Raw genomic sequence first — 25,296 nt, forward strand, 5'->3', positions numbered from 1 at the left:
GCATGCCTGCCGCCGATGACGCACCCGACGCTCCCGAGATCGAAGCCCTCCTCGCCGCAGCCGCGAACGACCGCTCGAACGCACCCGCGTTCCTGACAGCGCTCCTCGAGAGCACCGTGATCGTGGCGGGGACCGTGACCGACGACGGCCTGGCGACCCTGGCGGACCTCCTCGACTCGGACGGCAGCTCGGTGCAGCCGTTCTACACCTCGAAGGCGCGCTTCCAGGAGACGCTCCAGGTCGTCCCGTCGTTCGAGCAGCACCTCCTCGCCCTCCCCTGCCGCGTCCTGTGGCAGATGACCCGAGGCGCGAGGCTGGTCCTGAACCCGCATTCCACGCACGGCAAGGAGTTCCTCCCCGGCGAGATCGCCCAACTGCTCGACGGCGAGGCGGTGCTCACACCACGCGTCGTCGAGCGCGAGACCGAGGTCATGGTGGGACAGCCGGCTCGCATCCCACCGGGGATGACCGAGACGCTGACGGCGGTCCTCGCCGAGCACAGCGAGGTCGACGAAGCGGTGTTGGGCTGGAAGGTCACCCCGCAGGAGGGTGGGACGTTCGACGAGTGCTACCTCCTCGTCATCGTCGGCGCCCCGACCGCCCGTGAGACGATCAGCGGGCCCCTCGCACGGGCCCTCGCGACGTACTCGGCCAGCGTGCCGATCGACGTCATGTACGTGGCACCGGGTGCGAAGCATCTCCTGACCAGTGTCCCGCCGTTCCACCGCCGCAAGCGAGGGCTGTTCCGGCGACGATGAGCAGTGGGCTGAGTCGAACGGTGCCCGCGATCGCACGTGGCGCGCGCGTCCTCTCGATCGCCGCGCTGCTGGGCGTCCTCACAGCGTGTAGCGTGCCACTGTCGGGGGTGCCCACCGAGACTCCGGCCGGATCCGCACCGAATGCGTCGGCGGCGCTCCCACCCTCGCCGACGTCCGCCTTCCCGGGGCTCGCCTGCGACGCGCTCGTCCCACCCGCGAGCGTCGCATCGTTCCTGGGCGCCGCAGCCGCGCCGCAACCGCTCACCGTCGACGACGCCCCGGTCCTGCAGGACGGCGGGACCGTCTGCGCCTGGGCCGACGAGGCGGCCGGCACCTCGCTGACCGTCCGACTCGTCGGAGACGGCGTCGACCACTGGGCCACCTTCAACCACTGGTACGAGCACACCGACTGGAGCGACAGCGTCGGCGAGATCAACGGGACGATGTGCTCGGACGGCGCCTGCTCCGTCCACGCCCTCGACGGCGAGCGGTTCATCGAGGTCGATGCGGCAGGGATCGACGACCCGGCTGGGACGCGCACGGAGGAACTGGCTCGGACGGCGCTTGCGGCAGCCCCGGTTCCGGCGCCCGCCGCGCCCCCGTCGTCGTCGGCACCCGCCTCGCGCTCCTGCGCCACGGCGCTGCCGGTGGACACCGCGGCGGCACACCTCGGCGCAGCCGCCACCGGCGCGAGCTACGTGAGCACCGCGACACCGAGCTACCACCTCGTGCAGGACTCACTCCAGCGGGTCGGCGGACTCGACTGCCGACTGCTGTCCGCGGACTCCCGCGAGCTGGTCGGGTTCACGGTGCTCCCTGGAGGCGCGTGGGTGCTTCGCGAGGACAGTCCGGCCGGCGCCGTGGATGCGGGCGAGCACTCGGCGCACGCTCGACGTGGCGACGACTGGGTGCGTCTGCAGGCCCCCGGGGCGAGCGAGGAGAGCACTCAGGCCCTGCTGGCCGAGCTGCTCGGCTGAGGTCGACGTGCGCTAGAACACCGGCCGGTCCGCGATGGACACGAGGACCGCGGCGATCACGGTGGCGACCGTGAGCGCGACGGCGACGACCCACTGCAACCGGGGCACCGCGCGGCGGATCACGAGGATCAGGTGGACCAGGAGCGCCAGCACCGCCACGGCGGCGATGACGGTGCCGACCACCGCCGGTTCGAACACCGCGACCTGCTCGGTCGCGATGCCGTCAGCGCCCGGCGCCTGGTACCAGATCATCGTGGTCTGCGTCGCCGCGACCAAGAGCCCGAACGCGGCGATCACGAGCAGGGCAGACGCTACGAGGATGCGTTGGACGCGGGACATGCCCCCAGTATGCCGACCGCCGGTCGCCCACAGGCGAACGCCCCACCCACGGATCGTGGGCGGGGCGTTCGGTTCGTTCGATTCGGACGAGTGTGGATCGCGGCTCAGGCGTTCATCCCGGTTCAGGCGTTGATCGACTGCGGGTGGTCGGTCGTGGAGTCGACGGTGATCTTCCGCGGCTTCGCACGCTCGCTCACCGGGATGATCACGGAGAGCACACCGCTGTCATAGGACGCGGTGATGCCGTCGAGGTCGACTCCCTCGCCGAGGGTGAACTGCCGCAGGAAGTGGCCGCCACCGCGCTCGCGTGCGAGCCAGCGGACACCCTCGCGGCTGTCGGCCGTGCGCTGGGCACGGATGGTGAGCTGACCACCGTCGACGTCGACGTCGATGGATCCGGGGTCGATGCCGGGGAGGTCGGCGACCATCATGTACCGGTCGCCGTCGCGGAAGAGGTCCACCGGCATGGGCCGGGGTGCGCGCACGGAGTCCAGTACGGAGGCCGCGAAGCGGTCGAGCTGGCTGATGGGATCGAGGGTCATTGCCATGGGTGTTCTCCTTCCCTGTCGCCCGATGACGGATCGGGCTCATCGATTGTCAGTGCCCGGAAGTTTCAGATCCGGGGCTTCGGATCTGTACTTCGTGGTGTAGATTTTTTATACATCCGAAACCTGATCCAGTGCAACCCGTTCAAAGGAAATCTCAAGCATGGCCGAACGTGACGGCACGACACCCGTGTACGGCATCGCCGTCGCGGCCCAGCTCGCCGGCGTCCCGGAGGCTTCCCTGCGGCTCTTCGAGAGCAAAGGCCTCCTCACCCCGTCCCGGACCGAAGGTGGCACCCGTCGCTACAGCGAGGACGACATCGAGCGACTCAAGCGCGTCACCGATCTCCGCGACGACGGCGTCAACCTCGCCGGTATCGCTCGCGTGCTGGACCTCGAGGACATCAACCAGGGGCTCCGCGACCAGCTCGACGCCGACCAGGACTGAGGGTCGGGTCGATCCGACCGCCGGCAGGTGGCAGCATGGAGGGATGAGCCTGCAGCGAAGCACTCCGTCCGCCCAGCACGTCGACGCCGCCGGGATCGAGGCGTTCATCACGGCCCTCGAGCACACGCCGAACGTCGAACCACACAGCCTGATGCTCCTGCGCGGCGGGAACGTCGTCGCCGAGGGCTGGTGGGCGCCGTACTCGGCCGATCGGGTGCACCTGCTGTACTCGCTGAGCAAGAGCTTCACCTCGACCGCCGTCGGCTTCGCCGTCGAGGAGGGTCTGCTCGGACTCGACGACACGATCATCAGCCACTTCCCGGAGCTCGACGCCGAGATCACCGACCCCCGCAGCCGCGCCATGCGCGTGCGACACGTGCTCGCGATGGCGAGCGGCCACCGCGAGGAGACGATCATGCGGGCCGCTGCGATCGACCCGACGAACCTCGTCCGCGGCTTCCTGCTCCTCCCGCCCGACGAGGACCCGGGAACCGTTTTCGCGTACAACCAGCCCTGCACGTACACGGCCGCGGCGATCGTCCAGCGCGTCACGGGCGGGACGCTCACCGACTACCTGCGACCGCGGTTGCTCGAGCCGCTGGGTATCGGCGAGTTCGACTGGCAGCGTGACGACGAGGGCTTCGAGCTCGGGTACAGCGGGCTGCACGCGACGACGGAGGCGATCGCCGCACTCGGGCAGCTCTATCTGCAGGGTGGCGAGTGGGAGGGGCGGCAGCTCCTGCCGTCGGAGTGGGTCGCCGAGGCGACACGATCGCACATCGCGAACGGCGACGACCCGGAGTCGGACTGGGCGCAGGGGTACGGGTTCCAGTTCTGGATGGCCCGGCACGGATTCCGTGGCGACGGCGCCTACGGTCAGTACTGCGTCGTCCTGCCGAAGCACGACGTCGTCCTGGCGATCACGGGTCAGAGTCTCGACATGCAGGCCGTGCTGAACGCCGCGTGGGAGCACCTGCTGCCGGCGTTCGGGACCGGCGAGGTCTCCGACGCGGAGCGCGGTGCGAGCACAACCGCTGATCAGGCGTTGCTCGAACGCCTGGCAGGGCTCGCCCTGCCACCGCTCGACGCGTCGGACGAGACCGACTCGTCCGGGTCACTGCGCGAGCTCGCCGGGCGGACGTTCGCTGCTGCGGCCGATACCGGCCTGGCGCAGCTGACGGCGCTCGAGATGACGGCGGGCGAGGGTGACGACACCGTGCTGGTCGTGCACGAGGGCGACGACCGGGTGGAGATCATCCCCGGCGTCGGCGCCTGGCGGACGCACGGACCGATCACGGCGAGTGCCGCCTGGGGCACCGGCGGCGAAGACGGAGCTCGGGTTCTCCGCGTCGACGCGATCTTCATCGAGACCCCCCACCGCATGCACGTCGAGATCGACCCGGCTGCCGGCACCTTCGACGCCTGGTGGGAGACGACGCCGCTCCGGACCTCCCGTCTCACCGAGGTGCAGCGGCCCAGCGCGGTCGTCGCAGGCGGAGGCAAGTCGTCCTGGTGAGCTGAGACGGCGGCATACCCCCACGACGCTCCGACCAGCGCCGTCACGACGAGGAGACCGGATGAGAGCCGTACGCATCACCGCACCGAACGAGGCCACCGTCCTCGATCGACCGGATCCACAGGCCGGACCGGGTGAGGTCCTCATCCACATCGAACGCGCAGGACTCTGCGGCACGGATGTCGCGCTCTTCCGAGGCACCATGCCGTACCTCGCCGACGGACGCACGACCCTGCCGCTCCAACCCGGCCACGAGTGGGCCGGTCGGGTGGCCTCGGTGGGCGAGGGTGTCACCTCGACTGCAGCGGGAGACCTCGTCACCGGCGACACCTTCATCGGGTGCGGCGTCTGCACGCTCTGCACCTCGGGCCGACACCACCTCTGTCCCGACCATCTCGAACTCGGCGTCCTCGGGCAACTGGACGGCGCCCTCGCAGAACTCCTCGTCGTCCCCGAACGCGCGGTCCATCGCCTCCCGGCCGGGGTCGACGCGGACCTCGGCGCGATGGTCGAGCCCGCCTCCTGTTCACTCCGTGGCGTCCGACTCACGGCGGTGGGGCCCGGCGACCGTGTGCTCGTCTGGGGCGCCGGAACCCTCGGCATGTTCGCCGCGCTCTTCGCCGCGGATTCCGGGGCATCCGTCACCGTCGTGGCCCGCCGCGAGTCCGATCGGCGGTTCGCCGCGGAGTTCGGCCTGGCCACGCGCGATCCGGCCGACCTCGGTGACGAGCGCTTCGACGTGATCATCGAGGCGACGGGTTCGGCCGAGGTCACACGTCGCCTCCTCGACAACGCCACCGCCGGCGCCCGCATCGCCCTGCTCGGCGTGCCCGGCGGCGACGTGGGGCTGCCCTCAGGCAGACTCATCGCCCTCGACGCCACACTCCACGCGGTGCTCGGCGGATCCGACTGCATCGATGAGGCGGCGCGACGCTTCGCCTCCATGGGTGACACGGTCCGGCGATTGATCGGCACGGTCATCGGCCTGGACGACGTGCCACGGGTGTTGACCGCAGGCCTCCCCCGCGCGCCCGGCGGCGGACCGAAGACACAGATCCGCTTCTGAGTCGGGTCAGGCGATGGATGCTCGTGCGAGGCGCGCGAGCACGACGACGACCACGACCTGCACCGCGAAGAGGACCGCGGTCAGGATCGTCGCCGTCGCCACGGTGGCTCCGCCGTCCATCCCCGAGACGCCGGGGAGGAATCCGATGCCGAACACGATCAGGGCGTCGACGAGGAAGGTCGCCGACACGAGCGCCGCGAGGATGCGGGCGTCGCTGGTTCGGTGCGGGTTCTGGTAGATCGTGGTCATGGTTGTAATATATCAAACTTCATACTGAAACAGAAGTATGAGAACGGTAGCTTCCATGTCGACGACGAACGCGCCATCGCTCCGCACTTTCTTTCGACCCAAAACCATGATCGACTCATGTTCATGACTGGCTTCGATTCAGGCTTCCTCGGCCTCGCCGATCCACTCGCCATCCCCGCTCCAGCCGACCCGACGGCCAATGCGCGACTCCGGGCCCTCGACTACACGCACTTCTCCGTGCTGCTCGACCCCGATCGTCGGCTGGCAGCCGCCACCGCCGTCGACATCGACGGCGCCGCCCTCCTCGACCTCGGGCGCGGAGACGATTGGCACCTCGACGACCGCGTGCCGGACGAGGAGCAGGCCGGCCCTGAGCTCTACGCCCGCAACGACCTCGACCGCGGCCACCTCGTGCGCCGGAGGGACCCGGTCTGGGGGCCCGTCGAGATCGCCCGGCAGGCCAACGTCGACACCTTCTGCTACACGAACGCCGCACCGCAGGCTGCGGACTTCAACCAGTCACTCGAGCTCTGGAACGGCCTGGAGGACCTCGTCCTCGAGTACGCCTCGGCCGGACGTCGGCGGCTGTCGGTCTTCACCGGGCCGGTGTTCGCCGACACGGACCCGCTGTACCGCGGCGTACAGATCCCGCGGCGGTTCTGGAAGGTGGCGGCGTGGTCGAACGGCGGAGCGCTCGCGGCGAGCGGCTACCTCCTCGACCAGTCGGCGCAGCTCGACGACATCGACCTCGGCCGGTCCAGTGCGATCGATGACACGCAAAACGCCACCGCCGTGCCCCCACTCGGCCCGTTCCGGACCTTCCAGCTGCCGATCCTCGACCTCGCGGGCCTCACCGGTCTCGACTTCGGTGCCCTCGCCTCCGCCGACGTCCTCGAGCCGGCTCCCGCGACGGTGCGCCCCGACACCGACACCTGGATCGAGCTGAGCGACCCGTCCGACCTGCGGTTCTGAGGCGGCTCCGGTCCCTGAACCTGTCGGAGGGCAGGGGAACAGAGCCCTACCGACGCTCGAGCGCCGCGCCGATGACCCGCAGGCTCTCGATGAGCACGGCCACCTGCTCGTGGCTGAGGTCGGCGAGCATCGCGTTCTCGTCGTCCACCAGCCGACGCATCGCCTCGTCGACCCGCTGCTGACCGAGGGTCGTCAGGACGACGATCTTGCTCCGGCCGTCGGCCTCGTTCTTCTGTCGGGCGACGAGCGAGCGAGCGGCCAGGCGATCGAGCTGACTCGCGAGGTTGCCGCTCGTGATACCCAGTCGGGTGGCGAGCATGGACGGCGTCAGCCCGTCCGCTCCGTGCTGGCGGAGGATGGAGAGGAACTCGAACTCCCACGGCCGCAGGTTGCTCGCGGCGAACGACAGTCGTCGGACCTCCTGGAGGTGCGGCACGAGCCGACGGAGACGGGACACCACGTCGAGCGGTGCGAAGTCCACGTCGGGCAGTGCGTTCGCCCAGGCGTCGATGACGATGTCGACGTCGTCGTCATCACCCTTCGCCATCACCGGCCTCCCTCACGTCCTGCCTGCACCAACGCTACCGTGGGCTGCCACCGATCCAGACGGTGGGCGGTTCCATCGACGCTGTGCTATCGGCGGACCCGGAGCGGTCGATGGAACCAGGGCCGTCAGCGGACGGAGAGCGCCGCCAGGCCGTCGACGAGCAGACCGACCCCGAAGGCGAACGCCTGTGCCTGGTCCTCCTGGCCGAGCGGATCCGTCGCACCGTCGGCCAGCACACCGACGCTGTCGTACTGCATCCGTTGCTGCTCGTGCGACACGTGCCCGAGGATGAAGTGGAGCAGCACCGTGCCCGCACGTCGACTCGTGGCCTCGTCGAACCCGGCCACCGACACCGCGTCCGTCAGCCGGGTGAGCGCACGTCCGGAACCGAGCCCGAGCGCGTAGGTGCTCGACACCACCTCGGCGCCGTCTCGATAGGCGAGGAGGGCGTCACGCAGCGCCTCCGCCTCCACGCGCGTCCGCTCGCGCCAGTCGGAACCGGCCTCGGACACGGCATCGACCGGTGCCGGGTGGGCGTCGACGATCCGGTCGGCGAGCTCGGCGATGAGGGTCTGCTTGTTCTCGAAGTGCCAGTACAGCGCGCTCGGCTGGACGTCGAGCGACGCGGCGAGGCGGCGCATCGTGAGGTCGGCCAGGCCGTGATCGTCGAGGATGCGAAGGGCCACCTGAGCGACGTCGTCGCGCCGATGGCGCGCTGTTGCGGGACCGGACATGAGCACCACTATAGTGAACGCTGTTCAAGTGAACACCGTTCAGGTGCGATCCATCCGCCCTAGGCGAACCGACCATCCCGACGAAGGACCCAGCATGAGCAGACTCCGGATCGACGCGACCGACATCGCACGCATCGCCGTGTTCGCCGCCATCGTGGCCGCCCTCGGCCTGCCCGGCGCGTTCTCGGTGCTCGGCGCGGTGCCCATCACGGCGCAGACCCTCGGCGTCATGCTCGCCGGCGCGATCCTCGGCCCGTGGCGCGGCATGCTCTCCATGCTGGTGCTGCTGGCCCTCGTCGCCATCGGCCTGCCTCTCCTGTCCGGCGGTCGCGGCGGGATCGGTGTCTTCGTCGGACCGAGCGGGGGGTACCTCCTCGGCTGGATCGTCGGCGTCTTCGTCATCGGGCTCATCGTGCACGCCGGTGGGCGTCGGCTGCGTTGGTGGCGCACCGCGCTCGGGGTGTTCGTCGGCGGCATCGGCGTCATCTACGCGTTCGGCATCCCGGTGCAGTCGCTCGTCACGCGCCTGTCGCTCGGCGAGACCGCCCTGCAGAGTCTCGTCTTCGTACCGGGCGACCTCGTGAAGGTCGTGCTCGCGACGGTGATCACGATGACGCTCGCCCGCGCCTACCCACGCGCGTTCCGCAACGCGGCCGGCGCCGGCTCCACGCGTCCCGGCGAGCCCGCCCGGATCGGATGACCGTGCGTGCAGGGCACCTCGTCCCGCTGCGCGGCGGGGCGCCGACCGACCTCGTCCGCCGGGCGCTCGAGGTGCGGGCGGCCGGCGGCGTGCCACTGATCGGCGACGACCGGTGGAGCGAGTCGTACTGGCGTTCCGTCCGCGACCGCACCACCGCGGCCGGTCCACAGCCGGCCCAGGGCTGGGCGACGCTGACCTCCGGCACCACCGGCGAGCCGCGCATCGTGCTCAGGACCGCAGAGTCGTGGGTGGACTCCTTCCCGGCCGTCGGCGCGCTGCTCGACCTCGGGCCGGACGACGTCCTCGCGCTGTCGTCGCCGCCCGCGTCGTCGCTGTCCCTGTTCTCGGTCGCCCATGCGGCCGCCGTCGGTTGCTCGCTCGCCCTCCCGACCACCCACGCGCTCACCCCCGACGACGCCCGTGACGCGACGCGGTTCCACGGGACCCCGAACAGCCTCCGGGCACTGCTCGACGGCGAGGTGCCGCCCCGCCTGCGGGTGGCGTTGATCGGCGGCGCCGCACTCGACCCCGGGCTCCGCACCAGGGCGGAGGACCTCGGCATCCGTGTCGTGTCCTACTACGGTGCCGCCGAGCTCTCCTTCGTGGCGGTCGACGACGGCGACGATCCGGATCGACCGGGCCTCCGTGCCTTCCCCGGCGTCGAGCTCGAGGTCCGGGACGACGACGTCCTCTGGGTCCGATCGCCGTTCGTCGCGACCGGGTACCTCGGGGGCTCGGGACCGCTCCGACGCGACGGCGACTGGTCCACCGTCGGCGACCGCGCACGGATCGATGACGGGATCGTCACGCTCCTCGGCCGATCCGACGACGCGATCCTCACGGCCGCGGCGACCGTCATCCCCGCCGACGTCGAGGGGGCCCTGCGCCGACTCGACGAGGTGGACGACGCCGTCGTGCTCGGCCTGCCGAACGCCGGGGTCGGATCGCTCGTGACGGCCGTCTTGGAACTGCACCCGGGCGCGCGTCCGACCCGCGCGATGCTCCGCGACGCCCTCGCACCGCTGTTGTCGCCGACCCATCGGCCCCGACGCTGGTTCGTCGTCGACGAGCTGCCCCGCACCGTCACCGGCAAGGCCGCCCGCGCGGAGCTCGCCGACCGTCTCGCGGCAGGGACGGTGGCGTCCCTTGACTGAGTCGCACGCCCTCCCGCGCATCGTCGCGGCCCGCCGGACACCGATCGCGACGCGCGGGCGCGCCCTCGCCGCGCTCACGGTCGAGCAACTGGCGGTCCCCGTCGTCCGCGCCGTGCACGACGACGCGACGCACGTACTGGGTCTGCCGCCGGTGGTCGCGGACGTCGTCCTCGGCAACTGCATGGGGCCTGGCGGCAACCCGGCCCGTGTCGCGGCACTCGGGGCCGGACTCGGCTTCACCGTGCCCGGGCTCACCGTCGATCGGCAGTGCGGCAGCGGCCTCGCGGCGATCATCGAGGCGTCCACGGCGATCAGCGCCGGCGACCATCGGCCACGGATCGCCGGCGGGGTCGAGAGCGCTTCGACCGCGCCGACCCGTTCCGTCGACGGCGTCGCCTACGCACGCGCACCGTTCGCGCCGGCGGGTTGGAACGACCCCGACATGACCCGCGCCGCGGAGGACCTCGCCGCGCACGACGGGATCTCCCGCGAACGCCAGGACGCCTACGCGGCGCGGAGCACGCACCGTGCGGCGAGCGCCGTCGCCGCCGGACGGTTCACCGACGAGCTCGTGCCGCTGGTCGGGGCGGCGGAGCAGGACGAGGCGCCGCGCCGCGGGATCGAGCGTCTGCTCCCCCGGTTCACGCCGCTCTTCACCGACGGCTCCCTCACCGCAGGCAACACCTGCCGGGTGAGCGACGGTGCGGCTGCCGTGCTCGTCGTGCCCGGCGGACCTGGCGGACCCGGCGGGCCCGCCCACGGGAGTGCGACGCCCGGTCTCGCCGTCCGGGCGCACGCCGTCGTCGGCTGCGACCCGGCACTGCCGGGGATCGGGGCCGCGCCGGCGATCCTCGACGCCCTCGATCGGGCCGGCGTGGACCTCGCGCAGGTCGCCGCGTTCGAGATCGTGGAGGCGTTCGCGGCCCAGACGCTCGCCGTGCTCGACCGACTCGGTGTCGCCGAGGACGACGAACGTCTCTGCGCCGACGGCGGCGCCCTCGCGCTCGGTCACCCGTGGGGCGCGAGCGGTGCGGTCGCCGTGGTCCGCCTGTTCTCGCGGCTCGTCCGCGGCGGCGCTCCGGCGGGCACGATCGGGGTGGCGGCGGCCTCGGTCGGCGGCGGTCTCGGCGTCGCCGCGGTGTTCGAGGTCGTGCGATGATCGGGGACATCGACCAGTCATCCGCCATCCGTCTCGACCGCGTCACCGCACGTCTCGGCGACACCGTCGCACTCGACGACGTGACGCTCCACCTCGACGACGCGCGCATCGCGGTCATCGGCGCGAACGGCTCTGGCAAGTCCACCTTCGCCCGGCTCGTCGGCGGCCTCACGCGAGCGACCGCCGGCAGTGTCCAGGTCCACGGGGTCGATGCAGCCAAGGACACGGCGACCCTTCGACGGCTCGTCAGCATCGTGTTCAGCAACCCGGACGCACAGATCGTCATGCCGACGGTGGCGGAGGACGTCGCGTTCTCCCTCCGGGGCACGAAGGCGTCGAAGGCCGACATCGCCGCCCAGGTCGCCGACGCGCTCGACGAGTTCGGTCTGACGACGCTCGCCGACCGGTCCGCCTACGAACTCTCCGGTGGCCAGAAGCAGCTGTTGGCGCTCTGCGGGGCCGTGATCCGGCGGCCGGCGCTGCTCATCGCCGATGAACCCACCGCCTACCTCGACGCCCGCAACAGCGCCGCCGTCGCCGACCACCTCCTGCACCCCGAGGCGGGCCATCAGCTCCTCCTCGTCACCCACGACCTGGAGCTCGCCGCCCGCTGCGACACCGCGTTGCTCTTCGACGGCGGGCGGGTCGTCGCCCAGGGTGCACCGGACGACGTGGTCGCGGCCTACCGCGCGAGCCTGCGGTCGTGACGGCGTGATCACCCTCTACCGCCCTGGCTCCGGCTGGCTCCATCGCGCGCCGGCCGGCCCGAAGGCGCTCGGCATCCTCATCGTGGTGCTCGCGATCTCGCTCCTGCCGACGAGTTGGTGGACCGCGGGCATCGCCACCACGGTGACCGTCCTCGCCTACCTCGTCTCGGGCCTCGGCCTCGGCGAGCTCGGACGGCAGCTCCTGCTCATCCGCTGGATCATCACCATCACGGTGGCCGGCCAACTGCTGTTCCTCGACGTCGAGTCCGCCGTGTCGAACACCTCCCGCATCGTCGCCGCCATCCTGCTCGCGGCGCTCCTCGTGCTGAGCACGCGGGTCGCCGACCTGCTCGACGCCTTCGAGCGCGTCCTCCAGCCCCTGGGTCGCTTCGGTGTCGACCCCTCGCGCATCGCCCTGATGCTCGCCGTCGCGATCAACACGGTGCCGGTCCTCGCCCGCCTGGCGACGAGCGTCCGGGAAGCGCAGCGGGCGCGTGGGGCCGGGTCGAACCTCGTGACCTTCGTCGTGCCGTTCCTCGTGGTGTCGCTGAAGCACGCCGACGAGCTCGGTGAGGCCCTCACCGCCCGGGGCGTCCGGTGAGCGGCGGCGACACCGTGCGCGTCCTCGGCAAGACGGTCGACGACGAGACGCGCTGCGTGCACTACGCGACCCCGCTCGACGTCATCGCGATCCGCTTCGCCTGCTGCGGTGAGTACTACCCGTGCCACCTGTGCCACGCGGAGTGCGCCGACCACCCAGCCGAGCAGTGGCCGCGCGAGCAGCGCGACCGCGAGGCGATCCTGTGCGGCGTGTGCTCGACGGAACTGACGATCGACCGCTATCTGCAGGTCGACGCGTGTCCGAACTGCGAGGCCCGGTTCAATCCGGGCTGCCGCCTCCACTCGGCGTACTACTTCCAGCCGTGACCGCGCGCCGGTAGACGCGGTTGCGGGCGGCGAGGATCGCGGCACCGATGGTGGCGGCGATGAGTGAGCCGGCGAGCACACCGACCTTGACGTGGTCGTCGGACGCGCTGCCGACACCGAAGGACAGCTCACCGACGAGGAGCGAGACGGTGAAGCCGATGCCCGCGACGAACGCCATGCCGACGAGGTCGACCCAGCGGATCGAGGGGTCGAGCCTGAGCCCGGGCAGGCGCGTGACGAGGAACGTCGTCACCGTGATGCCGATCGGCTTGCCGAGGACGAGCCCGGCGATGATCCCGAGTGCGATGGTGTCCTGGAACGACTCGACGAGCCCCGAGATCCCGCCGATGACCACGCCCGCGGAGAAGAACGCGAAGATCGGGACCGCGACAGCCGTCGACACGACGCTCCAGCGGTCGGCGAAGTGCGCGGCGAGCCCGTCGTAGACCGGTCGTCCCTCAGCGGTGGTCCCCACCTGCACGCGCGCGCGCTTCGTCGCGATGACCGGCACCATGAAGCCGAGCAGCACGCCGGCCACCGTGGCGTGGATACCGGACGCGTGGATGAGCGCCCAGGTGCACAGACCGAGCGGGATGAGCACCCACCAGGCCCGCACGCCACGCTGGACGAGCACAGCGAAGACGACGAGCGGCACCGCGGCGAGCGCCAGCGGCAGGAACTCGATGTGGTCGGTGTAGAAGATCGCGATGATGCTGATGGCGATGAGGTCGTCCACCACGGCGAGTGTGAGCAGGAAGGTCCGCAGTGCCGGCGGCAGGAACTTGCCGACCACCGCGATCACGGCGACGGCGAACGCGATGTCCGTGGCGGCCGGGATCGCCCATCCCTGCAGCGCGTCGGGCCCTGCGCTCAGGTTCATGAGGACGTAGATGACGGCGGGCACGGCCACTCCGCCGACCGCAGCGGCGATGGGGAGTACCGCGGTCTTGGGGTTCCGGAGCTTGCCGGCGACGAACTCCTCCTTGAGCTCCAGACCGACGACGAAGAAGAAGATCGCGAGGAGCCCGTCGGCCGCCCAGGCACCGACGGAGAGGTTCAGATGGAGCGCCTCCGGACCGAACGTGAAGTCGCGGACGCTCAGGTAGAACTCGGAGGCACCGGTGTTGGCGAGCACGAGCGCGAGTGCGGTGGCGACGACGAGGAGGGCACCACCGACGGTGTCCTGTTGGAGCGTCTGGTGGATGCCACGCCAGATCGAGTGCGGGGCCTGGTCGGCCGGCAGGTCGTGGGAGCGGTGAGCGTCGGGCATACGGATCCTTCGGGGGAGGGTTCGGTCGAGCAGCAGAGCGATCCCGATCGATCGCCCGCCGACCAGACTTCCCGGCGCACCAGCCTCCATCCTATCCACTGAGCGTCATCGGCACCCGAGTTCTCTGGGAGTCTGCTGGACCCCGTGCGGACGTGGAGGTCGCGGGTGTAGAAGTGAAGGGCGTCCACCAGGTCGCCCTGTCGGATTCGATCAATGCGGATCGACAGCCCGAAGAACATGTGAGGAGCACCATATGAGCGCAGCAGACAAGATCAAGAACGCCGCCGAAGACCTCGCGGGCAAGGCCAAAGAGGCCGTCGGCAAGGCGACCGACAACGACAAGCTCGTCGCGGAGGGCAAGGCCGACCAGGCCAAGTCCGACGTGAAGCAGGCCGGTGAGAACGTGAAGGACGCGTTCAAGAACTGACCTCCTGATCACACGAACGCCGGTGACCCGCTCGGGTCACCGGCGTTCGTCTGTCCGCAGTGACGCCGACGCGGCTCACCTCCCCCGGTCCCTGACCTCCCTCCCCCGGCCCCTGAGCCTGTCGAAGGGCACACGGAGAAACCCCGCCAACCCGGTGGACCTCCCTCGGCCCCTGAGCCTGTCGAAGGGCACTCAGGCCTGCAGTACAGCTAGTCCTTGATGAGCAGGATCGGGTCGCCGTCGAAGGAGTCGTACGGGTTCGGGTCGGTGAAGCCGCCGTCGTACATGAGGCCGGCTGGAGCCTTGCCACCGGCGGGAGCCGCCGCGACGTAGCACTGCGTGATCGGCGCGCCAGCGTCGAACTCCTCGGTGAACGACTCGGATCCGCACTCGTCCCACCCGATGAGCGTGGCCTCCTGGACCTTCTCACCATCGGCGTCGACAGGCGAGAAGGAGGTCGCGTCGCTGTTGAACGCCACCGGGTCGCCCGACACCTTGCTCATCTCGAGCCGGATGAGCGTGATGTCGTAGCCGTCGAGCTCCCCGCCGTCGAACTGCGTCTTGAGGAACGCGACCTGGTCGGCCGTCGCGGGGGTGACCTCGGTCAGCTTCGCGCTGATGAGCGCGGTGACGCCGTCGGTGCCCTGCGACTCGTAGACGATCGGCTCATCGATCCCGACCTGCGCTCCAGGCTCGGTGACCTCACCGTCAGCCGATCCGGTCGAGGTCGGCTTCGACGTCGCGGACGATGAGGCCTTCTCCGTCGGCTTCGCGTCGGGGGCCGACGGCGTGGAGCACCCGGCCAGCACGAGCATGGCTGCAACGGGGACGGTGATCAGGGCGGTGACGCGGGAGAGCTGCATCGGGATTCCTTTCGGCGGCGGACTCCAGCAGTCTGTCCCGCGCGCCGTTGCCGCGCGATGGGGACAACTCCCCACCGGGGCGGCCGGCCACCTGCCGTCGGGTCCGGGCGGGATCCCCCGCGCCCTCTCAGGAATCTCTCTGCTGGCGTTCATCCGAGCGGCGGACGATGAGACGACGCGCCAGGTTGTCGCGTCCGAGGGGAACCCATGACTGCGACGATCACCGTCCCGACCGCGCCCTCGCGCCGTCGGTGGGACGCCCTCCACACCCTCCTCGGCGGCCGCGCCGCACCATGGGTCGTCGGCCTGTTCGCCACCGTCGTCTCGCTCATCGGCATCGGCACGCCGTCGTACTGGGGTGACGAGGCGGCGAGCGTCCTCGCCGCCGAACGCCCCCTCCCCGTCCTGTTCGGGATGGTCGGCCACATCGACGCCGTCCACGGCCTGTACTACGCGTTCCTGCACGTCTGGACCGGCGCCTTCGGGACCGCCGAGGCCGTCACACGGTTCCCGAGCGCGATCGGCGTCGGTCTGGCCGCGGCCGGCACGGTCGTGCTCGCGCGGTCCATCTTCACCCCGGCGATCGGCATCACGGCGGGCCTCGTGTTCGCCGTCATCCCCCAGGTCACGAGGATGGGCGCCGAGACGCGCTCCTATGCGCTGGGCATGGCCGCGGTCGTGTGGCTGACGGTCTGGTTCGTGTCGCTCGTGCGGCGCCGTTCCACATCACGCCGCAGCTGGGCACTCTTCGCCATCGCGAGCGCCGCCTCGATGTACCTGTTCCTGTACCTCGCGATGCTCCTCCTCGTGCACGCCACGTGGATGGTGCTCCAACGCCCCGGGCGGCGAGTGATGCGAGCGTGGGGCTGGTCCCTCGTCGGCGCACTGGTCCTCGGCGCTCCGATCGTGATCGCGGGCATCGCGCAGCGCGAGCAGATCGCGTTCCTCGGTAGGCGGGACTACGCGACGCCGGAATCGGTACTCGTCGGCCAGTGGTTCCAGACGCCGGCCTTCGCCGTCCTCGCGTGGCTGCTCATCGTGCTCGCCCCCATCGGCGTCCTCGTGGTGCGCCGATCGTCCCGGCAGCGTCGCGCCCTCGCGATGATCGCCGTCTGGGCGCTCGCACCGACCGCGCTGCTCATCATCGGCAACACCCTCGTGACGCCGATGTACAACCTCCGCTACGTCACCTTCTGCGTCCCGGCCGTCGCCATCATGATGGCGCTCGGACTCCGGACGATCGTCGACCTCCTGCCGACGCAGGTGGACCGCGCGGTGGCGACCGCGGTCGGTGTCGCGCTCGTGCTGGCGCTCGCGATCCCGGTCCTCGCGGAACAGCGCGGCCCGTTCGCGAAGGACGACGGCAGCGACCTCCGGCAGACCGCGGAGGTCGTCCAGGCCCATGCCTCGCCAGGCGACGCGGTCGTCTTCGACCAGTCGGTGAAGCCCTCGCGGAAGTCACGGCTCGCGATCGACCTCTACCCGCAGGCTTTCGCCGGCCTCGACGACGTGGCGCTCGAGACGAGCTACCGCGACCGCCCCGAGCTCTGGGACCTGGCCGCGCCGCTGTCGGAGATCCACGACCGGCTCATCGGCCACGACACCGTCTGGGTCGTCGAGGGCTCGAGCACCTCTCCGAACGTGGCGGATCTGGAGGCGCTCGGCTACCACGTCGAGCAGCGGATCCCCGTCCACCGCAGCATCGTCTTCGAGCTGGTCAGGTCGTGACGCGGTGGTGATCCGACCTCTTCCCGACCCGCGCGCACTGCTCCGGCGACCGATCGTCCGCGAGGTCGCCGCCTTCGGCCTCGTCGGCGGCGCCGGCTTCCTCGTCGACGTCGGGGTCTTCAACCTGCTCGCGTACACCGTGTTCCTCCACACCGGCACCTCCGGGCTGCTCGTGGCGAAGGGCATCTCAACGACACTCGCCATCGTGGCCAACTGGGTGGGCAACCGGCTCCTCACCTTCCGCGCGCATCGGCGCTCGGACGTCGCCCGCGAAGCGCTCGAGTTCGGTCTGGTGAGTCTCGCGGGCGGCGCGATCGCCCTGGCCTGCCTCTGGGTCTCCCACGACGCGATGCACCTGACGACGCCGCTGGCGGACAACGTGTCTGCGAACATCGTCGGGCTGGCGCTCGGTTCCGCGTTCCGCTTCGTGCTCTACCGCTTCTGGGTGTACGGGCCGCGGGCGGAGCGGACTGGACCGATCCCGGTGCGCGTCGACCCGTGAGGCCGTCCGGTCAGCGACTCGCGTTGTGCTGCGAGACGGCGTCGCTGACCCAGGAGAACTCGTCGACGAACCGCGAGAGCAGCCGGGCGAGTTCCGCTCGATCGCGCTCGCTCCACTTGCCGACGAGCGTGTTGTAGACCTGCTGCGCCGCCTGCCGGTGTCGTTCGAGGGCGGTCCGTCCCTCCTCCGTCGCGCTCACGAGCACCGCGCGGCGATCACTCGGATCCGTCTCCCGGACGACGAGACCACCCTCCTCGAGACGGCGCACCTCGGCCGTCGCGGTCGACTTGTCGACGTCCATCCAGCCCGCGACCGTGGACATGCGGATCGGTCCGGCGGTGATGACGTACTCGAGGAGCCACGCGTCAGTGGCGGTGAGGGCGGCACCTTCGGCATCGTGCAGCGACCGCCGGTTGTCGGCCCTGGTGGACCAGCGGAGCACCGTCGCGAGGGACGCCTGGATGACGGCTCCCGCCTCGGCGGGGTCGACGTCATCGCTCATAGCTGAATTCTTTCTGAATACGTGCGTTCGGGTGTTGGTTCGACCATACCAACTATATAGTGGGACGGCACCAACTAAACATCACCCGTCCCCCACCTCGAGCGCTGCGGAGAACACAGCCCATGGAAATCCCCGGATACGTCTGGCTGCTGACGATCGTCGGCATTCTGGCCCTCCTCGCCTTCGACTTCATCTTCCACGTGCGCAAGGCCCACGAGCCGACGCTGCCGGAAGCCGCGAAGTGGTCGGCCCTCTACGTCGGTATCGCCATCGTCTTCGGCCTCGGCGTCCTCTTCTTCGGCGGTGGCACACTCGGATCCGAGTACTTCGCCGGCTACATCACGGAGAAGGCCCTGTCGGTCGACAACCTCTTCGTCTTCCTCATCATCATGTCGAGCTTCCGCGTGCCGCGGGCCGACCAGCAGAAGGTGCTCCTCTTCGGCATCGTCTTCGCCCTGATCGCCCGCACCGGCTTCATCTTCCTCGGTGCCGCCGCGGTCAACGCCTGGTCCTGGCTGTTCTACATCTTCGGCGCGTTCCTCATCTTCACGGCGATCAAGCTCCTCCGCCCGGAGGAGGAGAGCGACGACGCGAACAACTTCGTCATCCGTCTCGCCAAGCGGCTCTTCAAGACGACCGACCGCTACGACGGCGACAAGCTCGTCACCATCGAGAACGGCAAGAAGGTCCTCACGCCGATGCTGCTCGTCATGGTCGCCATCGGCGGCACCGACCTGCTCTTCGCACTCGACTCGATCCCCGCGATCTTCGGCCTCACGCAGAACCCGTACATCGTCTTCACCGCGACGGCGTTCTCGCTGCTCGGCCTCCGTCAGCTCTACTTCCTCATCGACGGCCTGCTCGACCGCCTCATCTTCCTGAGCTACGGCCTGGCGGCGATCCTCGGATTCATCGGTGTGAAGCTCGTCCTGCACGCGCTGCACGAGAACACCCTGCCGTTCCTCAACGGTGGCGAGCACATCCCGGTGTTCGAGATCAGCACGGGTCTGTCGCTCATCGTCATCATCGGCATCCTGACCGTCACGGTCCTCGCCTCGCTCCTCAGCCCGGCCGGTCGTGCGCACACGATCATCAGCGACGCCCGCACCCAGGCGAAGAAGATCGTCGACCACGCCGACTCCCCGGAGGACATCCCGGACGGTCACCACGTGGACGAGGTCGAACTCGAGACGAGCTACACCCGCATGGTCGAGCGCCAGAAGTCGTTCGCGAACCTGAAGCCCAAGCACCAGGCGAAAGCGGCCGACGACGAGGAGCTCCAGCGGCTGCTCGCCCGGGCCCACGAGCTGCAGGCGAAGAGCTCCGACTCACGCGGCCTGCTCTGAACGGACCGGGAATCCGGGCGCTCGCCCGGCTGAACCGATAACGTGGACGTGCGCTCCCAGCTTCGGCCGGGGGCGCACGTCCCACACCTCACCACCAGCAACACGACGAAGCATCTAGGAGACGGAACCATGGGTCTGAGTCTGGAAAAGGGCCAGTCGCTCTCGCTGACGAAGCAGGACGGCGGTTCGCTCACGCGGATCCGCCTCGGCCTCGGCTGGGACGGCGTCGCACCGGTGAAGCGCGGCTTCTTCGGCCGCTCGTCCGCACCCGACATCGACCTGGACGCCTCGGCGATCTTCTTCGACGCCACCGGCAAGGTGCTCGACACCATCTGGTTCCAGCAGCTCGCGAGCAAGGACGGCTCGGCCAGCCACACCGGCGACAACCTCACGGGCGCCGGCGACGGTGATGACGAGACGATCCTCGTCGACCTCTCGAAGGTCGCCCCGTCCGTCCAGCAGATCGTCTTCGTGATCAGCAGCTACAGCCGCCAGACCTTCGACACCGTGCAGAACGCCTTCAGCCGGATCATCGACGACTCGACCCCGGGCTCCCCCGAGGTCGCCCGCTACCAGCTCACCGACTCCGGTCCGCACACCGCGATGATCATGTCGAAGGTCTCACGCGAGGGCAACGGCTGGACCTTCAAGGCGATCGGCGAGCGCGCCAACGGGCGTTCCGTCATGGACCTCCTCGGCCCGGCCGCCCAGGCGCTCTGAGCACCACCCGCAGCAGTCCCCCGCGCGACAGCGCAGTTCCGAAGGAGAAGCGATCACCATGGCAGGACTCACCCTCGAAAAGGGCAACAACCTCTCGCTCACGAAGACCAGCCCCGGCCTGACCGTCGCGACGGTCGGTCTCGGGTGGGACCCGCGCACCACGAGCGGTGAGGCGTTCGACCTCGACGCCTCGGCACTGCTCGTCGGCGCGAACGGCAAGGTGCGCTCCTCCGCCGACTTCATCTTCTACAACCAGCCCGCCTCAGCGGACGGCTCCGTCAAGCACCTCGGCGACAACCGCACCGGCGACGGCGAGGGCGACGACGAGCAGATCTCGGTCGATCTGAACGCGGTCGGGGCAGACGTCGAGCGCGTGATCATCGCCGTGTCGATCGACAAGGCCGACGAGCGACGCCAGAACTTCGGCCAGGTCCGCGGAGCGTACTGCCGCATCGTCGACCAGGACGGCACCGAGATCGTCCGCTTCGACCTCAGCGAGGACGCCGCCCCCGAGACCGCCATGCTGTTCTCGGAGCTCTACCGCAACGGATCCGAGTGGAAGTTCAAGGCCGTCGGCCAGGGCTACACCACCGGTCTCGCCGGCATCGCCGGCGACTTCGGCGTCCCGCTCGGCTGAGCACCGACGCCTCCACCACGAGCAAGCCACACACGAGAGCAAGGTCGACCGCATGAGCACGCCACTCACTCCGCCAGACGCCAACGAACAGGCAGCAGCCTCCCTCGTGCTGCACGCTCCGGATGCACCGGACGTCGTGCAGGCCGAAGAGGCACCGGGCATGGTCCCGGTCCCGGCAGAGCGCCAGACGGAGATCCAGCAGCAGGCCCGCTCCTTCGTGACGGAGGTCGCGACGCTCGACCCGCGCTCGCCCGAGTTCACGCAGAAGATCGAGGGCATCTCCCAGATCGGCGGCAAGGAGATGGTGCAGTCGAGCGGGTACTCCTCCCGCATGCTCGACCGCTCGTCGACCTCGGTCGCCGGCGCGAAGCGTTCGGGTGACAGCGCGCAGATCAAGGTCGCGACCACGCTCGGCGACCTCCGCAGCACCGTCGAGGACCTCACGCCGAACCAGGCGGACCTCGGCGTCGGCCGCAAGATCCTCGGGTTCATCCCGGGCGGCAACAAGCTCGCCAAGTACTTCCAGAAGTACGAGTCCGCGCAGACCCAGCTCGACAAGATCATCAAGTCGCTCATGGCCGGCCAGGACGAACTCCTGAAGGACAACGCCGCCCTCGCCGGCGAGAAGGTCCAGCTCTGGGAGACGATGCAGGCGCTCAGTGAGTACGCCGTCTTCGCGAAGGCGCTCGACGCCGCCTGCGTCGCCAAGATCGACGAAGCCCGCTCCTCCGGACGCATCGAGGAAGCCCAGAAGCTCGAGGCCGACGTCCTCTTCCCCGTGCGCCAGCGCCACCAGGACATCCTCACGCAGCTCGCCGTCTCGGTGCAGGGCTATCTCGCGATGGACCTCATCCGCAAGAACAACCTCGAGCTCATCAAGGGCGTCGACCGCGCTCGCACCACGACGATCGCCGCCCTGCGGACCGCCGTCGTCGTCGCGCAGGCCCTCGCGAACCAGAAGATGGTCCTCGACCAGATCGACGCGATCAACACCACGACGAACAACATGATCCTGCAGACGAGCGAGATGCTGAAGGACCAGACCACGCGCATCCACCAGCAGGCCTCCACAGCGGGTGTCAGCGTCGAGACCCTGCAGCGCGCGTTCGACAACGTCTTCCAGACCATGGACGCGATCGACACCTTCCGTGCCGAAGCCGCCAAGAACATGGAGGGCACCGTCAACGCGCTCGAGTCGGGCCTCGAGAAGGCGAAGCCGTACCTCGAGCGCAGCCGTCAGGCCGAGCAGCGCGAACTGCGGTAGCCTCACGCTCGGGTGACCGGGCGCACGGGTCGCTGAGGACGAAGGGGACGAGGGATGGCATTCGGACGACTGCTGAACGCACTGCGGACCGGCGGGGCCGAGCCGCTCGGCGTCGTCGACGCCACGCCGGCGCCCGTCGGTGAGACCGAGGACGAGCAGACGGCCCGGCACCTCGACGAACTCCGCGACTCGGTACGCTCCGTGGGGCGCGACCTCCCCACGCTGCTCACCTCGCAGCTCCGACAGATCGACGACCAGTTGCGCCTCGTCGTCGCGACGATCGCCGACCAGGGTGCGTCGACCGAGCAGCGCGTGCTCCTCGCCGCGATGGTGACGGACTACCTCCCGAGCCCACTGCGCTCCTTCCTCGCACTGCCGGCCGCGGACCGCACCGACGACTCCCGCAGCACGATCGTCTTCGCACGTCAGCTGGAGCTCATCGAGGAGACCATCCGCGACCTCCTCAACCAGATCCGCATCGGCGCGATCGCCGAACTCTCGACGCACGGTCGGTTCCTCTCCGACAAGTTCCAGGAGCCCGACGCCGGTCTCGTGCTGGGTGCGCACTGATGGCGTCACTGATCGCGGGCGCGAACGCCGCGCTCACCGCCGAGAACCCCGGTCTCGACGCGGTGCTCATCGGGTTCGGCTGGGACGTCATCGCGAGCCGTGGGCCGCAGAGCGAACCCGTGCCGCTGGCGATCATGTGCGGCGACGACGGCAAGGCGCTGTCCGACGACCACCTCGTGTTCTTCAACCAGGTCGAGAGCCAGGACGGCGCGGTCACCTTCTCGTCCGAGGCCGACGACGAGGAGATCGACGTCGAGCTGTCGCGCGTGCCGGACGCCGTGTCGAAGATCGCCTTCCTGCTCTACATCGACCCCGACGTCCGCGGCCCCGGCGACTTCTCGCCCGTGCGCTCGGCGTTCGTCCGCGTCGCTACGCCCGACGGTCGGGAGCTCGTGCGCTTCGACGTGCCGATCGCCGAGGTCCGCAGCAGCCAGGCGCTGCTCCTCGCCGAGCTGTACCGGCACCGCTCGGACTGGAAGTTCCGTGCCCTCGGGCAGGGGTACGCCGGCGGGCTCGCCGGCGTGGCACGCGACTTCAGAATCGACCTCTGAGCCGTGCCGCTCAACACCTCCCCGGTGCGACGGGACATCGACTACCTCCGTCGTCGGGTGAAGCCGAGGCCTGAGCCGGTCGCGCAGGTCGAGCCGGTGGCGAGCACCCCTGCGGCGCCTGCCCCCGCGGCGCCCGCCGCGTCGCCAGCACCGTCGACAGGACTCACGCTGGGCGGGCCGTCGACGCCCGCCGCCGCACGCCCTGCCCCGGTGGCATCGGCAGCGCCGTCGGCACCGTCGGCACCGTCGGCACCGTCGGCACCGTCGGCACCGTCGGCACCGTCGGCACCGTCGACGGGACTCACGCTTGGCGGGCCCTCGACGCCCGCCGTGGTGACCCCCTCGGTGAACGCGGCGTCGCCGCCCCCGTCGACGCCCAGCACCCCACAGCCCTTCCCCGCCCCGACGGCCGAGGAGGTCCGCGTCCTCGACGACGAGACCCCGCTGGTCCGGCTCGACCCGCGTCAGTCCGCGATCGGCAGTCTCATCGTCGGCGGAGCGACGGCGATCGCGTGGGAGACCGTCGAACTCGTGACGGGGGTCGCGACCGCCGACGGTGTCGACGGCACGCCGGTGACGACGCCCGGCAACCGGCCGCTGCTCGGCTTCGACGGCGGCGACGCGATCCTCGCGCTCCGGCACGTGCACCTCATCCGGCGGGCGTTGTTCGTCGGCACAGCCGGTCACCCGCTGACGGTGCAGCTCTTCGACGGCGAGAGCTTCGCCGCCGCTGACGACACCGGCGCACCGCCGGTCGTCTCGCTGCTGCGCATCGGGTCGAGACTCGAACTCCGCCTCGAACCCCTTCCCGCCGAGATCCCCCTCCAGACGCTCTTGCAGCAGTTCGGCTTCGAGCCGACGCCGTACGTCGTCGCCCGCGAACCCCGGAGACGATGACCATGCGCCACTTCAGTTACGTCGACGACAAGCGCGCGTCGCGGTTGTTCCACAAGCTCCCGAGCCCCATCAGCATCGACTCCCCACCCGAACACGTGGCGGCGGCACTCGGCGCGACGCTCTACAGTCCCGGCACGCGCCCGACGCTCGCGAAGGACGTCGTGAAGCAGGCGAAGCACGGCTGCCTGAGCATGGTGCTGTGCCTCGAGGACTCGGTCCCCGACGACGCGGTCGAGTTCGCCGAGACGAACGTCGCGGAGGCGATGCAGCAGCTCGCCACCAAGAGCTCGGGGTCCAAACGGCCCGTGCTGCCGCTGCTCTTCATCCGCGTCCGCACGCCCGAGCAGCTCGAGCGGGTCGCCGGGCTCCTCGGTCCGGGACTCGACCTCCTGAGCGGCTTCGTCATCCCCAAGTACGAGAACAGCGACGGGGTGGCGGACCGCTTCTTCGAAGCACTCGGCCGCGTGCAGCGCGACTACGGGCAGGACGGGTCGAACGGCGCGCGTCGCCTCCGGGTCATGCCGATCCTCGAGTCGCCGCGGATGATCCACCGCGAGACCCGCGACGACACCCTCTCCGGGATCGTCGACGTCACCAAGGCCCACCGCGAGGACGTCCTGGCGGTCCGGATCGGCGCCACCGACCTCTCGAGCGCCTTCTCGCTCCGGCGCTCCCGCGACCTCACCGTGTACGACGTGAAACTCGTCTCCTCGGTCATCGCCGACGTCGTCAACGTCTTCGGTCGACCGGGCGACGACTTCGTCATCACCGGCACGGTCTGGGAACACTTCCACAACGCGGAGCGGCTCATGCGCCCGCAGCTGCGCATGACGCCGTTCCAGGACGCGAACGAGGCGCAGCTGCGTCAGAAGCTCCTCCTCAAGGGACTCGACGGCCTCATCCGCGAGATCGCGCTCGACCAGGCGAACGGACTGCTCGGCAAGACGGTCATCCACCCGAGCCACGTACCGGTCGTCCACGCGATGTCGGTCGTGAGCCACGAGGAGTACGTCGACGCCCTCTCGGTCGTCGGCGACGTGGGCGGTGGCGCCAACGCCTCCCCCTACCGGAACAAGATGAACGAGATGAAACCGCACCAGGCGTGGGCGCGCAAGACCCTGCTCCGCGCGGATGCCTTCGGGGTGGCTGCGGAGGAGACGACCTTCGTCGACCTCCTCGAGACGAGCATGCGGTGACCGTATGGACAGGCGCATGGACAGG

32 protein-coding genes are annotated in these 25,296 nt (G+C 70.0%); 23 read left to right on the forward strand and 9 right to left on the reverse strand.

Translation table 11 applies throughout. The annotated features are described in order from the left end of the window. Positions 1-2 precede the first annotated feature (2 nt). A complete protein-coding gene (locus ITJ62_RS03665; protein WP_194599731.1) occupies positions 3-758 on the forward strand; it encodes an enhanced serine sensitivity protein SseB C-terminal domain-containing protein in 756 nt (251 codons plus the stop codon). A gap of 20 nt (positions 759-778) precedes the next feature. After that, entirely contained in the window at positions 779-1,735 is a 957-nt protein-coding gene (locus tag ITJ62_RS03670; protein ID WP_228497809.1) for a hypothetical protein, read from the forward strand. 12 nt (positions 1,736-1,747) lie between these two features. Here ITJ62_RS03670 and ITJ62_RS03675 read toward each other — a convergent pair whose 3' ends face one another. Next, positions 1,748-2,074 carry a hypothetical protein gene (locus tag ITJ62_RS03675; protein ID WP_194599733.1) on the reverse strand — a complete coding sequence of 109 codons (327 nt, stop codon included), beginning with the start codon at positions 2,072-2,074 and terminating at the stop codon, positions 1,748-1,750. A 122-nt stretch (positions 2,075-2,196) separates the two neighbouring features. After that, the gene (locus tag ITJ62_RS03680; RefSeq protein ID WP_071261327.1) at positions 2,197-2,622 is read right to left on the reverse strand and encodes an Hsp20/alpha crystallin family protein; all 426 of its coding nucleotides are present in this window, start codon (positions 2,620-2,622) and stop codon (positions 2,197-2,199) included. A gap of 160 nt (positions 2,623-2,782) precedes the next feature. Here ITJ62_RS03680 and ITJ62_RS03685 point away from each other — a divergent pair, with 160 nt between their 5' ends. From ITJ62_RS03685 to ITJ62_RS03695, 3 genes are all read left to right on the forward strand, one after another. Further along, entirely contained in the window at positions 2,783-3,067 is a 285-nt protein-coding gene (locus ITJ62_RS03685; protein ID WP_194599734.1) for a MerR family transcriptional regulator, read from the forward strand. Between the two features lie 43 nt (positions 3,068-3,110). Continuing rightward, entirely contained in the window at positions 3,111-4,583 is a 1,473-nt protein-coding gene (locus tag ITJ62_RS03690; protein ID WP_194599735.1) for a serine hydrolase, read from the forward strand. Between the two features lie 61 nt (positions 4,584-4,644). Further along, a complete protein-coding gene (locus ITJ62_RS03695) occupies positions 4,645-5,649 on the forward strand; it encodes a zinc-binding dehydrogenase (RefSeq protein ID WP_194599736.1) in 1,005 nt (334 codons plus the stop codon). A 6-nt stretch (positions 5,650-5,655) separates the two neighbouring features. On the opposite strand, the gene ITJ62_RS03700 is transcribed toward ITJ62_RS03695, so the two are convergent. After that, positions 5,656-5,898 carry a hypothetical protein gene (locus tag ITJ62_RS03700; protein ID WP_194599737.1) on the reverse strand — a complete coding sequence of 81 codons (243 nt, stop codon included), beginning with the start codon at positions 5,896-5,898 and terminating at the stop codon, positions 5,656-5,658. Between the two features lie 123 nt (positions 5,899-6,021). Here ITJ62_RS03700 and ITJ62_RS03705 point away from each other — a divergent pair, with 123 nt between their 5' ends. After that, positions 6,022-6,870, forward strand: a complete 849-nt coding sequence (locus ITJ62_RS03705) for a DNA/RNA non-specific endonuclease (RefSeq protein ID WP_194599738.1) — start codon at positions 6,022-6,024, stop codon at positions 6,868-6,870. Between the two features lie 46 nt (positions 6,871-6,916). Here ITJ62_RS03705 and ITJ62_RS03710 read toward each other — a convergent pair whose 3' ends face one another. Together ITJ62_RS03710 and ITJ62_RS03715 are read right to left on the reverse strand one after the other, a co-directional pair. Further along, on the reverse strand, positions 6,917-7,417 hold the full coding sequence (locus tag ITJ62_RS03710; RefSeq protein WP_071261330.1) for a MarR family winged helix-turn-helix transcriptional regulator: 501 nt from the start codon (positions 7,415-7,417) through the stop codon (positions 6,917-6,919). A 125-nt stretch (positions 7,418-7,542) separates the two neighbouring features. After that, complete coding sequence (locus ITJ62_RS03715; RefSeq protein ID WP_194599739.1) at positions 7,543-8,151, reverse strand: TetR/AcrR family transcriptional regulator C-terminal domain-containing protein; 609 nt, start codon at positions 8,149-8,151, stop codon at positions 7,543-7,545. 94 nt (positions 8,152-8,245) lie between these two features. Here ITJ62_RS03715 and ITJ62_RS03720 point away from each other — a divergent pair, with 94 nt between their 5' ends. From ITJ62_RS03720 to ITJ62_RS03745, 6 genes are read left to right on the forward strand one after another with little or no spacing between them, the layout of a single operon-like run. Then, positions 8,246-8,851 carry a biotin transporter BioY gene (locus tag ITJ62_RS03720; protein WP_194599740.1) on the forward strand — a complete coding sequence of 202 codons (606 nt, stop codon included), beginning with the start codon at positions 8,246-8,248 and terminating at the stop codon, positions 8,849-8,851. Next, complete coding sequence (locus ITJ62_RS03725) at positions 8,848-10,005, forward strand: class I adenylate-forming enzyme family protein (RefSeq protein WP_194599741.1); 1,158 nt, start codon at positions 8,848-8,850, stop codon at positions 10,003-10,005. Before ITJ62_RS03720 ends, ITJ62_RS03725 begins: the two co-directional genes overlap by 4 nt. Then, a complete protein-coding gene (locus tag ITJ62_RS03730; protein WP_194599742.1) occupies positions 9,998-11,164 on the forward strand; it encodes a thiolase family protein in 1,167 nt (388 codons plus the stop codon). Before ITJ62_RS03725 ends, ITJ62_RS03730 begins: the two co-directional genes overlap by 8 nt. Next, complete coding sequence (locus ITJ62_RS03735) at positions 11,161-11,871, forward strand: energy-coupling factor ABC transporter ATP-binding protein (protein WP_194599743.1); 711 nt, start codon at positions 11,161-11,163, stop codon at positions 11,869-11,871. The genes ITJ62_RS03730 and ITJ62_RS03735 overlap by 4 nt, the downstream gene beginning before the upstream one ends. Before the next feature lie 4 nt (positions 11,872-11,875). Continuing rightward, entirely contained in the window at positions 11,876-12,472 is a 597-nt protein-coding gene (locus ITJ62_RS03740; RefSeq protein ID WP_086472768.1) for an energy-coupling factor transporter transmembrane protein EcfT, read from the forward strand. Beyond that, on the forward strand, positions 12,469-12,798 hold the full coding sequence (locus tag ITJ62_RS03745; RefSeq protein ID WP_194599744.1) for a CHY zinc finger protein: 330 nt from the start codon (positions 12,469-12,471) through the stop codon (positions 12,796-12,798). Before ITJ62_RS03740 ends, ITJ62_RS03745 begins: the two co-directional genes overlap by 4 nt. Here the strand turns inward: ITJ62_RS03745 and nhaA are convergent. Next, positions 12,752-14,068, reverse strand: coding sequence for a Na+/H+ antiporter NhaA (nhaA, locus tag ITJ62_RS03750; protein WP_194599745.1), 1,317 nt, complete (start codon positions 14,066-14,068; stop codon positions 12,752-12,754). The genes ITJ62_RS03745 and nhaA overlap by 47 nt on opposite strands. Positions 14,069-14,321: 253 nt before the next feature. Here nhaA and ITJ62_RS03755 point away from each other — a divergent pair, with 253 nt between their 5' ends. Beyond that, positions 14,322-14,495 carry a CsbD family protein gene (locus ITJ62_RS03755; protein WP_086472763.1) on the forward strand — a complete coding sequence of 58 codons (174 nt, stop codon included), beginning with the start codon at positions 14,322-14,324 and terminating at the stop codon, positions 14,493-14,495. Between the two features lie 209 nt (positions 14,496-14,704). Here ITJ62_RS03755 and ITJ62_RS03760 read toward each other — a convergent pair whose 3' ends face one another. Continuing rightward, on the reverse strand, positions 14,705-15,358 hold the full coding sequence (locus ITJ62_RS03760; protein ID WP_194599746.1) for a hypothetical protein: 654 nt from the start codon (positions 15,356-15,358) through the stop codon (positions 14,705-14,707). Positions 15,359-15,565: 207 nt separating this feature from the next. Here ITJ62_RS03760 and ITJ62_RS03765 point away from each other — a divergent pair, with 207 nt between their 5' ends. Together ITJ62_RS03765 and ITJ62_RS03770 are read left to right on the forward strand one after the other, a co-directional pair. Beyond that, positions 15,566-17,086 carry a glycosyltransferase family 39 protein gene (locus ITJ62_RS03765; protein WP_194599747.1) on the forward strand — a complete coding sequence of 507 codons (1,521 nt, stop codon included), beginning with the start codon at positions 15,566-15,568 and terminating at the stop codon, positions 17,084-17,086. Between the two features lie 4 nt (positions 17,087-17,090). Then, on the forward strand, positions 17,091-17,588 hold the full coding sequence (locus tag ITJ62_RS03770; protein WP_370581804.1) for a GtrA family protein: 498 nt from the start codon (positions 17,091-17,093) through the stop codon (positions 17,586-17,588). Positions 17,589-17,598: 10 nt separating this feature from the next. Here the strand turns inward: ITJ62_RS03770 and ITJ62_RS19160 are convergent, their stop codons facing one another. After that, entirely contained in the window at positions 17,599-18,090 is a 492-nt protein-coding gene (locus ITJ62_RS19160) for a MarR family winged helix-turn-helix transcriptional regulator (RefSeq protein ID WP_194599748.1), read from the reverse strand. A gap of 122 nt (positions 18,091-18,212) precedes the next feature. On the opposite strand from ITJ62_RS19160, the gene ITJ62_RS03780 reads away from it, so the two are divergent. The 6 genes from ITJ62_RS03780 (at position 18,213) to ITJ62_RS03805 (ending at position 23,178) form a co-directional block, all read left to right on the forward strand. Further along, positions 18,213-19,436, forward strand: a complete 1,224-nt coding sequence (locus ITJ62_RS03780; RefSeq protein ID WP_079704613.1) for a TerC family protein — start codon at positions 18,213-18,215, stop codon at positions 19,434-19,436. A 129-nt stretch (positions 19,437-19,565) separates the two neighbouring features. Next, complete coding sequence (locus tag ITJ62_RS03785; protein WP_138945985.1) at positions 19,566-20,156, forward strand: TerD family protein; 591 nt, start codon at positions 19,566-19,568, stop codon at positions 20,154-20,156. Between the two features lie 58 nt (positions 20,157-20,214). Continuing rightward, positions 20,215-20,793 (forward strand): TerD family protein, encoded by a 579-nt coding sequence (locus tag ITJ62_RS03790; protein ID WP_079704611.1) that lies wholly within the window; start codon positions 20,215-20,217, stop codon positions 20,791-20,793. Positions 20,794-20,845: 52 nt separating this feature from the next. Continuing rightward, positions 20,846-22,057 (forward strand): toxic anion resistance protein, encoded by a 1,212-nt coding sequence (locus ITJ62_RS03795; protein WP_079704610.1) that lies wholly within the window; start codon positions 20,846-20,848, stop codon positions 22,055-22,057. A gap of 54 nt (positions 22,058-22,111) precedes the next feature. After that, positions 22,112-22,627 carry a hypothetical protein gene (locus ITJ62_RS03800; protein ID WP_079704609.1) on the forward strand — a complete coding sequence of 172 codons (516 nt, stop codon included), beginning with the start codon at positions 22,112-22,114 and terminating at the stop codon, positions 22,625-22,627. Then, positions 22,627-23,178, forward strand: a complete 552-nt coding sequence (locus ITJ62_RS03805; protein WP_064295863.1) for a TerD family protein — start codon at positions 22,627-22,629, stop codon at positions 23,176-23,178. The genes ITJ62_RS03800 and ITJ62_RS03805 overlap by 1 nt, the downstream gene beginning before the upstream one ends. A gap of 41 nt (positions 23,179-23,219) precedes the next feature. Here the strand turns inward: ITJ62_RS03805 and ITJ62_RS03810 are convergent, their stop codons facing one another. Beyond that, the gene (locus tag ITJ62_RS03810) at positions 23,220-23,483 is read right to left on the reverse strand and encodes a hypothetical protein (protein ID WP_194599749.1); all 264 of its coding nucleotides are present in this window, start codon (positions 23,481-23,483) and stop codon (positions 23,220-23,222) included. 25 nt (positions 23,484-23,508) lie between these two features. Between ITJ62_RS03810 and ITJ62_RS03815 the strand changes: the two genes are divergently transcribed. Together ITJ62_RS03815 and ITJ62_RS03820 are read left to right on the forward strand one after the other, a co-directional pair. Then, positions 23,509-24,075, forward strand: coding sequence for a hypothetical protein (locus ITJ62_RS03815; RefSeq protein WP_194599750.1), 567 nt, complete (start codon positions 23,509-23,511; stop codon positions 24,073-24,075). Positions 24,076-24,077: 2 nt separating this feature from the next. Beyond that, positions 24,078-25,271 (forward strand): HpcH/HpaI aldolase/citrate lyase family protein, encoded by a 1,194-nt coding sequence (locus ITJ62_RS03820; protein WP_194599751.1) that lies wholly within the window; start codon positions 24,078-24,080, stop codon positions 25,269-25,271. Positions 25,272-25,296: the final 25 nt, after the last annotated feature.

It is taken from the genome of Plantibacter sp. VKM Ac-2876 (genome assembly GCF_015350715.1).
GTDB lineage: Bacteria > Actinomycetota > Actinomycetes > Actinomycetales > Microbacteriaceae > Plantibacter > Plantibacter auratus.

Excerpts from the sequence above, each read along its gene's own strand:
- ITJ62_RS03665 (WP_194599731.1), top strand. The coding sequence starts at position 3 with ATGCCTGCCGCCGATGACGCACCCGACGCTCCCGAGATCGAAGCCCTC.
- ITJ62_RS03675 (WP_194599733.1), bottom strand. The coding sequence starts at position 2,074 with ATGTCCCGCGTCCAACGCATCCTCGTAGCGTCTGCCCTGCTCGTGATC.
- ITJ62_RS03680 (WP_071261327.1), bottom strand. The coding sequence starts at position 2,622 with ATGGCAATGACCCTCGATCCCATCAGCCAGCTCGACCGCTTCGCGGCC.
- ITJ62_RS03685 (WP_194599734.1), top strand. The coding sequence starts at position 2,783 with ATGGCCGAACGTGACGGCACGACACCCGTGTACGGCATCGCCGTCGCG.
- ITJ62_RS03690 (WP_194599735.1), top strand. The coding sequence starts at position 3,111 with ATGAGCCTGCAGCGAAGCACTCCGTCCGCCCAGCACGTCGACGCCGCC.
- ITJ62_RS03695 (WP_194599736.1), top strand. The coding sequence starts at position 4,645 with ATGAGAGCCGTACGCATCACCGCACCGAACGAGGCCACCGTCCTCGAT.
- ITJ62_RS03700 (WP_194599737.1), bottom strand. The coding sequence starts at position 5,898 with ATGACCACGATCTACCAGAACCCGCACCGAACCAGCGACGCCCGCATC.
- ITJ62_RS03705 (WP_194599738.1), top strand. The coding sequence starts at position 6,022 with ATGACTGGCTTCGATTCAGGCTTCCTCGGCCTCGCCGATCCACTCGCC.
- ITJ62_RS03710 (WP_071261330.1), bottom strand. The coding sequence starts at position 7,417 with ATGGCGAAGGGTGATGACGACGACGTCGACATCGTCATCGACGCCTGG.
- ITJ62_RS03715 (WP_194599739.1), bottom strand. The coding sequence starts at position 8,151 with ATGTCCGGTCCCGCAACAGCGCGCCATCGGCGCGACGACGTCGCTCAG.
- ITJ62_RS03720 (WP_194599740.1), top strand. The coding sequence starts at position 8,246 with ATGAGCAGACTCCGGATCGACGCGACCGACATCGCACGCATCGCCGTG.
- ITJ62_RS03725 (WP_194599741.1), top strand. The coding sequence starts at position 8,848 with ATGACCGTGCGTGCAGGGCACCTCGTCCCGCTGCGCGGCGGGGCGCCG.
- ITJ62_RS03735 (WP_194599743.1), top strand. The coding sequence starts at position 11,161 with ATGATCGGGGACATCGACCAGTCATCCGCCATCCGTCTCGACCGCGTC.
- nhaA (WP_194599745.1), bottom strand. The coding sequence starts at position 14,068 with ATGCCCGACGCTCACCGCTCCCACGACCTGCCGGCCGACCAGGCCCCG.
- ITJ62_RS03755 (WP_086472763.1), top strand. The coding sequence starts at position 14,322 with ATGAGCGCAGCAGACAAGATCAAGAACGCCGCCGAAGACCTCGCGGGC.
- ITJ62_RS03760 (WP_194599746.1), bottom strand. The coding sequence starts at position 15,358 with ATGCAGCTCTCCCGCGTCACCGCCCTGATCACCGTCCCCGTTGCAGCC.
- ITJ62_RS03765 (WP_194599747.1), top strand. The coding sequence starts at position 15,566 with ATGACTGCGACGATCACCGTCCCGACCGCGCCCTCGCGCCGTCGGTGG.
- ITJ62_RS19160 (WP_194599748.1), bottom strand. The coding sequence starts at position 18,090 with ATGAGCGATGACGTCGACCCCGCCGAGGCGGGAGCCGTCATCCAGGCG.
- ITJ62_RS03780 (WP_079704613.1), top strand. The coding sequence starts at position 18,213 with ATGGAAATCCCCGGATACGTCTGGCTGCTGACGATCGTCGGCATTCTG.
- ITJ62_RS03785 (WP_138945985.1), top strand. The coding sequence starts at position 19,566 with ATGGGTCTGAGTCTGGAAAAGGGCCAGTCGCTCTCGCTGACGAAGCAG.
- ITJ62_RS03790 (WP_079704611.1), top strand. The coding sequence starts at position 20,215 with ATGGCAGGACTCACCCTCGAAAAGGGCAACAACCTCTCGCTCACGAAG.
- ITJ62_RS03795 (WP_079704610.1), top strand. The coding sequence starts at position 20,846 with ATGAGCACGCCACTCACTCCGCCAGACGCCAACGAACAGGCAGCAGCC.
- ITJ62_RS03800 (WP_079704609.1), top strand. The coding sequence starts at position 22,112 with ATGGCATTCGGACGACTGCTGAACGCACTGCGGACCGGCGGGGCCGAG.
- ITJ62_RS03805 (WP_064295863.1), top strand. The coding sequence starts at position 22,627 with ATGGCGTCACTGATCGCGGGCGCGAACGCCGCGCTCACCGCCGAGAAC.
- ITJ62_RS03820 (WP_194599751.1), top strand. The coding sequence starts at position 24,078 with ATGCGCCACTTCAGTTACGTCGACGACAAGCGCGCGTCGCGGTTGTTC.